General features: G+C 68.5%; 10 protein-coding genes. 3 read left to right on the top strand and 7 right to left on the bottom strand.

Annotated elements, in window-relative coordinates; all coding sequences use genetic code 11:
- Positions 1 to 800: 800 nt before the first annotated feature.
- The 5 genes from ACLP25_RS20185 to ACLP25_RS20165 are packed head-to-tail and all read right to left on the bottom strand — an operon-like array spanning position 801 to position 6,280.
- A complete protein-coding gene (locus ACLP25_RS20185) occupies positions 801 to 1,370 on the bottom strand; it encodes a sarcosine oxidase subunit gamma (RefSeq protein WP_442470945.1) in 570 nt (189 codons plus the stop codon).
- Positions 1,363 to 4,368 carry a sarcosine oxidase subunit alpha family protein gene (locus ACLP25_RS20180; RefSeq protein ID WP_442470944.1) on the bottom strand — a complete coding sequence of 1,002 codons (3,006 nt, stop codon included), beginning with the start codon at positions 4,366 to 4,368 and terminating at the stop codon, positions 1,363 to 1,365. The genes ACLP25_RS20185 and ACLP25_RS20180 overlap by 8 nt, the downstream gene beginning before the upstream one ends.
- Positions 4,365 to 4,661, bottom strand: a complete 297-nt coding sequence (locus tag ACLP25_RS20175) for a sarcosine oxidase subunit delta (protein ID WP_442470943.1) — start codon at positions 4,659 to 4,661, stop codon at positions 4,365 to 4,367. Before ACLP25_RS20175 ends, ACLP25_RS20180 begins: the two co-directional genes overlap by 4 nt.
- Complete coding sequence (locus ACLP25_RS20170) at positions 4,661 to 5,017, bottom strand: cupin domain-containing protein (protein ID WP_442470942.1); 357 nt, start codon at positions 5,015 to 5,017, stop codon at positions 4,661 to 4,663. Before ACLP25_RS20170 ends, ACLP25_RS20175 begins: the two co-directional genes overlap by 1 nt.
- 12 nt (positions 5,018 to 5,029) lie before the next feature.
- Positions 5,030 to 6,280: a sarcosine oxidase subunit beta family protein gene (locus tag ACLP25_RS20165; RefSeq protein WP_442470941.1), complete on the bottom strand. Its 1,251-nt coding sequence runs from the start codon at positions 6,278 to 6,280 to the stop codon at positions 5,030 to 5,032.
- 255 nt (positions 6,281 to 6,535) lie between these two features.
- On the opposite strand from ACLP25_RS20165, the gene ACLP25_RS20160 reads away from it, so the two are divergent.
- The 3 genes from ACLP25_RS20160 to xylB all read left to right on the top strand — a co-directional run bounded on the left by ACLP25_RS20160 (position 6,536) and on the right by xylB (position 9,694).
- Positions 6,536 to 7,456: a glycosyltransferase gene (locus tag ACLP25_RS20160; protein WP_442470940.1), complete on the top strand. Its 921-nt coding sequence runs from the start codon at positions 6,536 to 6,538 to the stop codon at positions 7,454 to 7,456.
- A gap of 369 nt (positions 7,457 to 7,825) precedes the next feature.
- Complete coding sequence (locus ACLP25_RS20155; protein ID WP_442470939.1) at positions 7,826 to 8,176, top strand: hypothetical protein; 351 nt, start codon at positions 7,826 to 7,828, stop codon at positions 8,174 to 8,176.
- A 45-nt stretch (positions 8,177 to 8,221) separates the two neighbouring features.
- Entirely contained in the window at positions 8,222 to 9,694 is a 1,473-nt protein-coding gene (xylB, locus tag ACLP25_RS20150) for a xylulokinase (protein WP_442470938.1), read from the top strand.
- 169 nt (positions 9,695 to 9,863) lie between these two features.
- Here the strand turns inward: xylB and ACLP25_RS20145 are convergent, their stop codons facing one another.
- Positions 9,864 to 11,147, bottom strand: a complete 1,284-nt coding sequence (locus ACLP25_RS20145) for a M16 family metallopeptidase (RefSeq protein WP_442470937.1) — start codon at positions 11,145 to 11,147, stop codon at positions 9,864 to 9,866.
- A 35-nt stretch (positions 11,148 to 11,182) separates the two neighbouring features.
- The coding region (locus ACLP25_RS20140; RefSeq protein WP_442470936.1) for a M16 family metallopeptidase at positions 11,183 to 12,092 on the bottom strand (910 nt) is incomplete at its 5' end.

The following is a 12,092-nucleotide window of genomic DNA, read 5'->3' as shown; positions in this document are numbered from 1 at the left end:
CGGCGAATTCGCCGCGCTCGTCGTCATCGTCGCCGCGCCGCCCTCAAGCTGAAAAACGGGACTTCGTCACCGTGCTGCTAACGCAAAATCCCTGACGAAGGAGCTGTCTATGGAAAGACAGGACTCTCGTCGCCGTGACGGCGAGCGCCAGGGCGGCGAAGGCCTTACGCCGCAAGTGGGCGGTTCTGCGCCTAGAGACCTGAGCGCGAACGATTGCTATCCCGCCCCATTCCCGCCGTTCACCCTTCGCCCGCTTTCCGCCCAATTGAGGCATCCAAGGTCGCGGTCCGCTACGTCCGCAATACGTCGACTCCCGCCATCCGCTGCGCGGTAGGGTCCGGTCCCTCGGCGTGGGGGCCAGGCGTCAGGTTTTGACCGCTTGATCATTGCCAGCGCCGCCCGCGCCTCTCGTCACTCGCGGGGAGTGGCGATGGCGCGACTTTTTGATTGCGGAAAAGCAGAAATATCGTTATCGTCCCTTCATGCGACATCAGACGAAAAGCAAGCGGATCGACGCCGTGTTGGACGGGGCACTGGCCGCTTAGGCGGAAAGGGGCCTCACGACGAAAAAAATCCGCGCGCCTTCGCGCGTAACCCTTTGAAAAGGCTCATTTCGGACGAGAGAATCCAAGGAATTCCAAGGAAATACAAATACCCGGAGCCCGAAGATTTGCGGAGCCCTGACCCCTCCCCGCGGAGGCCTGAGGAAATCCAAATGTCGCGCGCCGACGGTGCCCGAGCGACCGGCTCTATGGGCCTCCCTCTGACGGTTTTCACGTCATTGAAGTGTTGGTAGCCCGCTAAACCTTCGGCGCGCCGCGCGCCGCTTCGCCGAGCGCGGCGGCGAGCCAGGGAGAGAAGGAGCGGGCGACCTCGACGCGGAATTCGGCCTCCCCCCGCCGCCACAGCACGATCTCGGCTTTGTCGATGATCGTGCGCGTCGCCATGCCCACCGGAAAGGTTTTCAGCCTCAGGTCGAGCGGGCAGCCGGCGCTGAGCGTGCGGGCGGCGTCCGCGCCCGAAACGACCAGCCCGACCTGACGATGCGACACGTCGACGAGCGCGTGGGGGACGCCGCCGAGGGCGTCCTCGATCGCCGCGGCCAGCGCCTCCACGGATTCGCTCTCAGTGATGAGCAGCCATTCGTCAGGGCCCAGCCAGAGAGCTGCGCGCTCGCCCGACTGACCGGCCGCGCCGAGCCTCGTCGGCAGCTCGACCCCGAAGGCGGCGGAACAGGACTGCCGCGCCGCTTCGCCGCCGCGGAAGACAAAACGCTCGGCCGGCGGCGCGTCGGCAAGGGTGAAACGCGGGCCGGAGGGGAGCGCCGCGTCGTCGAGCGGGAAGCGGGGCCTGAGCCAGGGACTAGACATGTAGGCGCGTCCCCTCGCGGTCATAAAAGCACGGCGCGGCGACCGTCACGGCGACCGCGCCGCCCGGCGTCGAGGCGTAGAGCCTGGCGCCCATGCGCGCCCGGCCGCCGGCGACGAGCGCGAGCGCGATCGAGCGCTTGAGCGTTGCGCTGCGATAGGACGACGTGACATGACCGAGCGCAGGCGAGCCCTTGGGCGGCGCGGCGCTCTCCGTCACCTGCGCGCCTTCCTCGAGCACGGCCTCAGGGTCCTCGGTCAAAAGGCCGACAAGCTGCTTGCGGCCCTCCCTCATGAGTTCCGGCAAAATGAGCGACCGCTTGCCGACGAAGTCCGCCTTCGCCTTGCCGACCGCCCAGCCGAGGCCGAGGTCGTCGAGCGTGGTCGTCCCATCGGTCTCCTGGCCGACGATGACATAGCCCTTTTCGGCGCGCAGGACGTGCATCGCCTCGGTTCCGTAGGCGCATCCGCCGTGCTTCTCCGCCTCGGCGAAGACCGCCTTCCAGACGTCGAGGCCGTAGGCCGAGCCGACGTTGATCTCGTAGCCGAGCTCGCCGGAAAAGCTCATTCGCATGAGCCGCGCGCTCACGCCGCAGATTTTCGCCTCGCGCACGCTCATGTGCGGGAAGGCCTTTTCCGCGAGGTCGAGGCCCTCGATCAGCGGCACGAGCGTCTCGCGCGCCTTCGGCCCCTGGACGGCGATCGTCGCCCAGTGCTCGGTGGTCGAGGTCAGCCACACCCGCAAGTCGGCGAACTCGGTCTGGAGATAGTCCTCCATGTGGGCGAGCACGCGCGGCGCGCCTCCCGTGGTCGTCGTGACATGGAAGCGGTCGGGCGCGAGGCGCGCGACGACTCCATCGTCCATCACGAAGCCGGTCTCGGTCAGCATCAGGCCATAGCGGCAGCGGCTGACCGCGAGTTTTTGGAAGGCGTTGACGTAGATTTTTTCGAGAAAGACCGCCGCGTCCGGTCCCACGACCTCGATCTTGCCCAGCGTCGAGGCGTCGAACACGCCGACCGCAGCGCGGACGGTCCGGCATTCGCGCGCAACCGCCTCCGGCATCGCCTCACCCGGGCGCGGAAGATACCAGGCGCGCTTCCACAGACCCACGTCCTCGAAGGCCGCGCCGTTTTCAGCCGCCCAGTCGTGGACCGGCGTCTTGCGGACGGGATCGAACAGGTCGCCGCGGGCGGGGCCGGCGAAGGCGCCGAAGGTCACCGGCGTATAGGGCGGGCGGAACGTCGTGAGACCGATCTCCGGGATGGGCTTTTCCTGCACGGCCGCGGCGACCGCGAGCGCGTTCATGTTGGCGAGCTTGCCCTGGTCGGTCGCCATGCCGGTCGTGGTGTAGCGCTTGACGTGCTCGACCGAGCGAAAACCCTCCTGAACCGCGAGCTCGACGTCCTTAACGCAGACGTCATTCTGGTAATCGATGAACGCCTTGACGCGCCGGTCGCCGAGCACGTGCAGCGGCGCGCCGAGCGTCCCGCCCGCGGCCCTCGGCGCGCCTTCGACCGCGTAGGCGCGCGGCGCAGGCGGAGGAAAGCCGGCGCCCTCGGCCGCCGCCCGGCCGGCGGCGTCGCCCTCGGCGAGCGCCTCCGCAAGGCCGAAAGTCGCGTTGCAGGCGCCGGCTGAGCGCTGGCCCTCGACCGGCGCCTCCGGCCGGAAAACCTCGAGCGCCTCGTCGAAGACGAGCTTGCCGCGCGACTGCGAGACAAGATGAACGGACGGCGTCCAGCCGCCCGACATCAGGAGCGCGTCGCATGCGATCACGCGCATGCCGCCGGGATGGGCGGCGAGCCGCACGGATTTGAGCCGTGCGCGCCCCTCGACGGCGTGGATCGCGGCCTTGACCGCGACCTTGATCCCGGCCGCGCGGGCGGCGTCGGGAAGCGGGCCCTCCGCCTCGTCGCGCACATCCGCGATCAACGCGACCGCGACGCCCGCGTCCTTGAGGTCGAGCGCCGCACGATAGGCGCTGTCGTGGGCCGTGACGACCACGACATGGTCGCCGACTTTCACGCCGTAGAGGTTGAGATAGCGGCGCGCGGCGTCGGCCAGCACGACGCCCGGGCGATCGTTGTCGGAGAAGACGAGCGGACGCTCGATCGCGCCCGCAGCGAACACGACCTCCTTCGCGCGCACCCGCCACAGCCGCTCACGCGGCAGCCCAGGATCGGCGATGAGGGCCGGCTCGGGCAGGCGCTCGCTCAAGGCCACGAGATTCTCAGCGTAGCAGCCGAACGCCTGGGTCCGCGGCATTAGCCGCACATTCGGCATCGCCCCCAAGGCGTCCAGGGTCGCCGCGAGCCATTCGCGCGCAGGCTTGCCCCCGATTGTAGCCCGCGTCTCGGCGCTGAGCGACCCGCCGGGCGCCGGATTGTCGTCGCAGAGGACGACGTCGGCGCCGCTGTCCCCGGCCGCCCGTGCGGCGGCGAGGCCCGCGGGACCCGCGCCGACGATCAGGACGTCGCAATGGTCGAAGAACCGGACGTAGCGGTCCGGGTCGGGCTCGGTCGGGGCGGTCCCGAGGCCCGCGGCGCGGCGGACGATCGGCTCGTAGACATGCTTCCAGGCCCAGTTGGGGGGAAGCCAGTCCGGCCCCATGAAGGTCTTGTAGTAGAAGCCCGCGCCGAACAGCGGCGCGAAAAGGTCGTTGACCGCGCCGACGTCGAAACGCAGCGAAGGCCAGCGGTTCTGGCTCGTCGCGACGAGGCCGTCATGAAGTTCGACCTCGGTCGCGCTGAGGTTCGGCGTGAACCGGCCCGGCCCGCGCGCGACGCCGACGAGCGCGTTCGGCTCCTCCGGCCCGGCCGAGAGAATCCCGCGGGGGCGGTGATATTTGTAGGAGCGGCCGACGAGCCGGACCCCGTTCGCGAGCAAGGCGGAGGCGAGCGTGTCGCCCTCGTAGCCGGCGTAGGCGACGCCGTCGAAGGTGAAGGAGATCGGGCGCGCGCGATCAAGCGCCGCGCCGCCCGCGACGCGAAACCTCTGCGTCATGGCCGGCCCTCGCTTTCGATCGCGGGCCGCGGCTCGCCGGGCTTGTAGGCCGCCAGAATCCCGTCGTTGACCGTGTCGCGCACGACGTTGAAGAAACGGCCGCAGCCGAGAACGTGTCGCCAGCGCTCGGCGAACACGCCCTTCGGGTTCGAGCGGAAATAGAGGTATTCGGTCCAGGCTTCGTCGCCGACCGCGGCAGGGTCCTGCGGGCGGGCGACATGGGCCTCGCCGCCGTGCCGGAACTCGATCTCCGGCCGCTCCATGCCGCACCAGGGACAGGGGATCAGCAGCATCAGAGTCTCGTCTTGACGGCGGCGGTGGCGGGATTGCCCGTGTTCGGCGTTCCGGCCGGTTCGATCAGCAAGAGCTCCGTCTCCTCCTCGGCTCGCGGCCGATGCTCGACGCCGCGCGGCACGACGAAAAGCTCGCCGGGACCGAGCGTGACTGGGCCGTCGCGCAGGTCGATCGTCAGGCGACCGCTCAGAACGAGGAAGAAATCGTCGGTGTCGGAATGCGCGTGCCAGACGAACTCGCCTTTGACCTTGACGACCATCACATCGTGGCCGTTGAAGGACGCGACCACCTTTGGCGACCACAGGTCGCGGAACAGGGCGAGCTTTTTCGCGAGGTTCACGGCTTCCGGCCTCATCGGCTCCGACTTTCAGTGCGCCACCGCCGCGGCGGCGGCTTCGTCGACCAGCCGCCCGGCGCGGAAGCGGTCGAGCGCAAACGGCGCGGCGAGGGGATGCGGCTCGCCACGCGCGATCGTATGGGCGAACACATGGCCGGAGCCGGGCGTCGCCTTGAACCCGCCGGTGCCCCAGCCGCAATTGACGAAGAGGCCGGGGACCGGCGTCAGGCCGATGATCGGCGAGCGGTCCGGCGTGACGTCGACGATCCCGCCCCAGTTGCGCAGCATCCGCAGGCGCCGGACGGCGGGGAAAAGCTCCGAGATCGCCTCGAGCGTGTGCTCGGCGATGTGCAGGCCGCCCGCCTGCGAATAGGAAATGTATGCGTCCGTGCCCGCGCCGATCACCATCTCGCCCTTGTCGGACTGCGACATGTAGGCGTGGATCGTGTTCGACATGACGACGCAGGGCATCATCGGCTTCACCGGCTCGCTGACCAGCGCCTGCAGCGGATAGGAGTCGAGCGGCATGCGCACCCCGGCCATCGCCATGACGACGGAGGTATGTCCGGCGGCCGCGACGCCGATCGTTTTGGCGGCGATTGGGCCGCGCGTCGTCTCGACGCCCGAGACCGCGCCCGAGGCGTCGCGCCGGATGGCGGTCACCTCGCAGTTCTGGATGATGTCCACGCCCCGCTCCGACGCTGCGCGGGCAAAGCCCCAGGCGACGGCGTCGTGGCGCGCCGTGCCGCCGCGCCGCTGCAGCGCCGCGCCCACGACCGGGTAACGGATGTCGGGAGCGATATTGAGGATCGGACAGAAGGCCTTCGCCTGCTCGGGCGTCAGCCATTCGTTGTCGACGCCGGCGAGGCGGTTGGCGTGGACATGGCGCTTCACGACCTGGACGTCATGGACGTTGTGGGCGAGCATCATCACGCCGCGGGCGGAGTACATCACATTGTAATTGAGCTCGCGCGCGAGGCCTTCCCAAAGCTTCAGCGCGTGCTCGTAAAGCGCGGCCGATTCCTCCCACAGGTAGTTCGACCGCAAAATCGTGGTGTTGCGCCCGGTGTTGCCGCCCCCGAGCCAGCCCTTCTCCAGCACAGCGATGTTCGTCGGGCCGTGCTCCCTGGCGAGATAATAGGCGGTCGCCAAGCCGTGCCCGCCGGCGCCGATGATGACGATGCCGTAAGCCGCCTTCGGCTCGGGGCTTCGCCACTGCTCCGGCCAGCCCTCGTTCCGCGACAGCGCCTGCCGGACGACGTTGACAACAGAAAACCGCACTGCCTTGGCCCGCGCCTTCTGAAACCGACGGGCTGACGTTTGCGCGTTTTGTCTCGCAATTGCGAGAACAAATTCGACGGCCCGCAACAATTCTTCCGGACGGCCATCCCGTCAGCACGCGTATCGGCGATGCGCCCGGAATTGTCGTCGCGTGTTCGCGGCGCGCCGTTGACAACGTAGTCTGACAATGTAAGCATACGTTGTCACAATCCAGCAGTATCTGGCAGCAGTTCTCGGCCGGCGTCGCGACTCCTCATGACAGACGAAATTTCCACGATCGCCCCACTGCGCTCCGACGCCGATCAGCGCGTCGAGCTCGCAGTTTCGGTCATCATCCCGCATTACAACGACCTGCAGAATCTGGAGCGCTGCATCGGGCTCCTGGCTGCCCAGACCCTGCCGCGCGACCAGTACGAGGTCGTGGTCGCCGACAACAATTCGCGCTGCGGGATCGATGCGGTTCGCCGGGTGTGCGGCAAGATCGCCCGCGTCGTTCCGGCGCCGATACAGGGAGCCGGTCCTGCGCGCAACGCGGCCGTCGCAGCCTCGCGGGGAAAGGTTCTGGCGTTCATCGATTCGGACTGCCGTCCCTCGTCGAGCTGGCTCGAGCGTGGGCTTGCGGCGCTGTCGAGCGCACAGATCGTCGGCGGCCGCGTGGACGTCGACTACGTCGATCCGTCGCGCCCGACTGCCGAAGAAGCCTTCGAGCGCGTATTCGCCTTCAACTTCAAGCGCTACATCCGGGAGGTCGGCTTCTCCGGCTCGGGCAACATGTTCGTGCCGCGCGAGATCTTCGACAACGTCGGAGGGTTTCGCGCCCAGGTGGCGGAGGACGTCGACTGGGGACAGCGCGCACTCATCGCCAACTACCGGTTCGCTTATGCGGACGACGTCGTCGTATCGCATCCTGCTCGCCGGAGCTGGACCGAGCTGACGCAGAAGTGGGGCAAGGCGACGCGCGAGGCTTATGCCTCCGCCATCGAGAAGCCGAACGGGCGGCTCAAGTGGGCCCTGCGCAGCGTCGCCGTTCTGGCATCGCCTTTCGTTCATTGGACCACGATCGCCCAGACGCCCAAGCTCGATTCGCTCGACCAGCGGCTCATGGCGATCGGCGTGCTGTTTCGCATCCGCTTCTGGCGGTTCATCGAGTCCAATCGTCTCCTGCTCAAAGGCTGACGGCGAAGCGAGGCGCCGCGCGCATCGCCTGAAAACCCACACTCGGTTCCCGCCTGGGGCGCGGGAGGCCGAGGCGGCGCGGGCGACCGCGAAATCGTCATAACATTACCAATCTTTAATCTATCCATCCGGATTAACATCGACGTCTCTGCCGATGTCGTTTATCTTTACGCAAAGGTATTTCCATGTTGCATTGCATATAATTCAATGTGACAGATCATTGACAACACCACGTCGAACGGTTGCATCCATCTTCACGCAAGCATAGTCGCTTCAAAGACAGTCCCTCGCCATCCTTAGGCCAAACTTCTTGGACACAACAAAGGGACGAGCGGGCAGGCGTTCACACTGGTGGAGCGAGGGCAATTCATGATCGTGCGCGAAATCGTCCTGACCTGCTCCAACCCGCATGTCGCCCGCGCCGCGGTCGCTTCGATCGGCGGCGACTTCGCCCGCAAGTTCTCCAAGGCCGCGGCGAACCGCAATCTGTCGAGCGGACTGCTCGCAGCGAAACTGGTCGGCGAATTCGCTTGTCGCGCTCACGAGGGCGACTGGGCAGCCCTCGGTGAGGCGACCCGCGGAGCCGATATGCCGGTCCTCTCCGGCCTGCGGTACATCCTCGACCGCGCCACGAAACTCAAAAGCGACGACGCGCCGGCCAGACGCATGAGCGCTGCGCCGTCGATGCTCTGGTGCCAGCCGAACCGGAGTTGCGCCTGACGCCGAAGATTGCGGTTGCGCCGGCGATGGCGCATCGTACCGCTCATGTTTCTCGGGCTGGACTGCGGCACATCGGGGCTCAAGGCGCTCCTCGTCGATGACAGCGGCGCGGCGGTCGCCAGCGCGTCGCGCGCCTATCTTCCGGACCGTCCGCGTCCCGGCTGGTCCGAGCAGGACCCCGACGTCTGGCGCACGGCAATGGCCGGCGCCATCGCCGACCTTCGCGCCTCATCCGCGAAGGCCGTCGGCGCCGTAAAAGCGGTCGGCTTTTCCGGCCAGATGCACGGGACAGTCCTCATCGACCGCGCCGACCGCCCGGTCCGCCCGGCGCTCCTGCACAACGACGGCCGCGCGCACGAAGAGGCGGCTGAGCTTGCCCAAAACTTTCCCCATCTCGCCGGCGTCGTCGGGGTCAAGCCCATGCCCGGCTTCACCGGTCCGAAGCTTTTGTGGCTCGCCCGCAACGAGCCCGAGCTTCGCGGCCGCATCGACTGCGTGCTGGCGCCGAAGGACTATCTGCGCCTCGCGCTGACGGGCGAGCGTGGCTCCGACATGAGCGACGCGGCCGGCCAGTGGCTGCTCGACGAAGCGGCGCGCGTCTGGTCGCCCGACGCGATCGCCGCCTGCGGCGCGTATCCCGCCTGGGCGCCGCGCCTGCACGAAGGGGCGGACGCAGTCGGGACCGTGCGCACGGCGTCTGCCGAGGAATTCGGGCTGCCGTCCGGCGCGGTGGTCGCGGCGGGCGGGGGCGATGCCGCGGTCGGCGCGGTCGGTCTCGGCGCCATCGGGCCGGGCGAGGCCTTCATTTCGCTCGGCACCGCGACCCAGCTCATCGTCGCGACCGAACGCTACCTCAGCGCGCCAGAGAAGCTCGTCCACAGCTTCGCCCATGCGCTGCCCGCTCGTTGGTACGCGATGGCGGCCATGCTCAACGGGGCAGGGGCGCTGGCTTTCGCCGCGCGCCTGCTCGGGTCTTCGCCGGACACGCTCGAACGCGAAGCGACGGAGGGCTACCGCGGGCCTGGGGCGCTGATCTTCCTGCCCTATCTGTCGGGCGAGCGGACGCCGCTCGACGACCCTTATGCGCGGGGAGTGCTGTTTGGCATGAGCGAGACGACGTCCCGCGCCGACGTCGCGCGCGCCGTCATGGAGGGTGTGGCGCTGACCCTCGCCGAGGCGCGAGACTGTCTCGCCGCCGCCGGCGCCTCGATCGAGCGCGTCGGCCTGATCGGCGGCGGAGCGAAAAGCGCGCTCTGGACGAAGATGATCGCCGCCGCCACGGGGTTCACGGTCGTGCGGATGAAGGGCGGCGAGACCGGCCCGGCCTACGGCGCCGCGCGCCTCGCCCGCATGGCCGCGACCGGCGAGCCCCCCGAGGCCGTCTGCCAGCGCCCCGAGATCGCCGACGTGACCGATCCCGACCCCGCGCTCACCGAGGCGTTCGTGAGACAGCGCGAGCGGTTCAAGGCGCTCTATGGCGCGCTGAAGGGGGAGTTCTGGCGTCCCTTCGCCCCGTGAAACGGGGAGAAGGTGGCCGAGGGCCGGATGAGGGGCGGCCGCGCCCCTTCGGGAAAGATCAGCGCAGCCCCTCACCCATAGGGCGTCGAGTGACGCCCGTCTCGCGACGAGCTATGCCTTCCCCGCTTTGCGAGGCGAGGGGAACGCCTCGCTTCGCGGGGCGAGGGGATCAGAACCCCTCCGGCTTCCCAACCACCGTCGTGTACAGCGATCCGTCGCCGAAAGCGCGGGCGGCGGCGCGCTTGATGTCCTCCATCGTCACTGCGCCGATCTGCCGGTTGCGCTCGACGAGCCAGTCGGGTGCGCGGCCCTCGAGCTGGATCTGCACGAGCTGGGCGGCGATCTTGACCGAGGTGTCGAAGCGCAGCGGGTAGGAGCCGATGAGATAGGTCTTGCCATTCTCGAGCTCCTCCTCGTTGAGGCCGTTCAGCGCCACGTCGCGGATCTCGGCCGCCGCGACGTCGAAGCTTTCCTTCGCGCGTTCGTTCTTTGTCGTGGTGCCGCCGTAGAAGAAGCCTCCATGGTCGAGCGCGTAGAAGGCGCCGAACACGGTGTAGGCGAGGCCGCGCTTCTCGCGCACCTCGCGGAACAGCCGCGAGGTCATGTTGCCGTGGCCGCCGAGCACATGCGCCGCGACCAGGCTCGGGATGAAATCGGGATCGTCGCGCATCAGGCCCGGCCGGCCGAAACGGATGGTCGATTGCGGCACTTCGAGCGTCACCGTGTCGATGCGTCCGAGCTTCGCGAACGCCGCCTGCGGGACCGGCTTGAGGCCGGCTTGAGCCGGCAGGTCGGCAAAAACCTTGTCGACGAGCGCCGCCGCGCCGTTGTCGTCGATGGCGCCGACGAGCGCGATCACCAGTTTGTCGCGGGCGATCACGCGCTTCGCCGCGGCGACGACGTCGCCGCGCTCGATTGCGGCCAGCGTCTCGAGCGTTCCCTCGGCGGGGAGGCCGTAGGGGTGGCCGGGGAAGGCGTTCGCCCGCCAGGCGCGCGCGGCGACGGACGCCGGATCGTTGGCGTCGTGGCGAAGGCGGGCGTTGGCGTGCTCACGCACCCGCGCGAAAGGCTCCTCGTCGAAACGCGGGCCGTTCAGCGCCAGACGCAGGAGCTCCGCGGCGCGGTCGAGGTTCTTGACGAGCGTGCGCATCCGGCCCGCGACGTGCTCGCGATCGTTGCGGAAGCTGAGCTCGACCGCCTTCTCGTCCAGCGCTCTCTGGAAGGCCTGCGAATCGAGATCGCCCGCGCCCTCGTCGAACAGGCCGGTCATCAGCATGCTCAGGCCGGCCTTGTCCGAAGGGTCCTGCGCGGCCCCGCCGCGCATGGCGAATTCGAGCGAAACCACCGGAACGGCGTAGGACTCGACCAGCCAGACCTTGAGCCCGCCGGGCGTGACCAGCGTCCGCACGTTGACGGCGGAGTCAGGGGACGAGACGATGACGTGTTTCTGCATGGGGCGTTTCCGAAAGAACGTTCAGCCGGACCGCTTCACGCGGCCTCGGCGTCGAGCGGCAAAAGATGTCCGGTCACGGCCGGCTTGTGGTCGAGCCATTTGTGCGCGGCGTCGAGCACGGCCTTCGCGTCCACCGCCTCGATCTTGGCCGACCAGTCCTCCACCTCGCGGATCGTCTGGCCGAGCGCAAGCGAGGAGCCGTACCAGCGGGCGAGGTCCGACTGGCTGTCGCGGGCGTAGATCGTGTCGGCCATGAGGCGGGTCTTGGCCCGCTCGAGCGCGCTCTCGTCGACGCCTTGGGCGAGGAACTTGGCCAGAACGCGGTCGAAGGCCTTGTCGAGCGCTTCGAGCGCGACGCCGGGCGCCGGGGTGGCGTTGGCGATGAACCGGCTCTGGTCGAGGGCCGTGCCGTGGTAATAGGCCCACGCCGAGACCGCGAGCTTCTCGTCCATCACGAGCTCGCGATAGAGCAGGCTCGTCTGTCCGCCGCCGAGGAGATGGCCGAGCACCTCGAGCGCTTCGGATTCTCCCGGCCTCGCAGTGCGACAGGACGGGACGAGATAGTGGCGCTGCCAGTTCGGCTGCTGCACCTTCTCGTCGCGCACCGTGACGAGCCGGTCGGCGACCGTCGGCGGCTCGGACGGGCGGACGCGCAAAGGCGGTTCGCCGCGCGTCGCAACCTTGCCGTAGGTCTCCTCGGCGAGTTTCAGCGTCTCGTCGGGGTCGGCGTCGCCGGCCACAATGAGAATGGCGTTCTCGGGCGTGTAGAAGCGCTGGTAGTAGGCGAGCGCGTCCTCGCGGCCAAGGCCCTCGATCTCGTGGCCCCAGCCGATGATCGGGACCCCGTAGGGATGATGGGTGAAAAGGGTGGCCTGCACCGCTTCGCCGAGCTGGGCGCCCGGGTCGGTGTCGCAATGCATCCGCCGCTCCTCCAGCACCACGTCG

This window comes from Roseiarcus sp., assembly GCF_052145395.1.
In the GTDB taxonomy this organism is placed as follows: domain Bacteria; phylum Pseudomonadota; class Alphaproteobacteria; order Rhizobiales; family Beijerinckiaceae; genus Roseiarcus.
Note: the sequence above shows the minus strand (reverse complement) of the source record. Positions and strands in the feature narration are given on the sequence as shown.

Coding starts and splice junctions, on each gene's coding strand:
- ACLP25_RS20185 (WP_442470945.1), bottom strand. CDS start 1,370: ATGTCTAGTCCCTGGCTCAGGCCCCGCTTCCCGCTCGACGACGCGGCG.
- ACLP25_RS20180 (WP_442470944.1), bottom strand. CDS start 4,368: ATGACGCAGAGGTTTCGCGTCGCGGGCGGCGCGGCGCTTGATCGCGCG.
- ACLP25_RS20175 (WP_442470943.1), bottom strand. CDS start 4,661: ATGCTGCTGATCCCCTGTCCCTGGTGCGGCATGGAGCGGCCGGAGATC.
- ACLP25_RS20170 (WP_442470942.1), bottom strand. CDS start 5,017: ATGAGGCCGGAAGCCGTGAACCTCGCGAAAAAGCTCGCCCTGTTCCGC.
- ACLP25_RS20160 (WP_442470940.1), top strand. CDS start 6,536: ATGACAGACGAAATTTCCACGATCGCCCCACTGCGCTCCGACGCCGAT.
- ACLP25_RS20155 (WP_442470939.1), top strand. CDS start 7,826: ATGATCGTGCGCGAAATCGTCCTGACCTGCTCCAACCCGCATGTCGCC.
- xylB (WP_442470938.1), top strand. CDS start 8,222: ATGTTTCTCGGGCTGGACTGCGGCACATCGGGGCTCAAGGCGCTCCTC.
- ACLP25_RS20145 (WP_442470937.1), bottom strand. CDS start 11,147: ATGCAGAAACACGTCATCGTCTCGTCCCCTGACTCCGCCGTCAACGTG.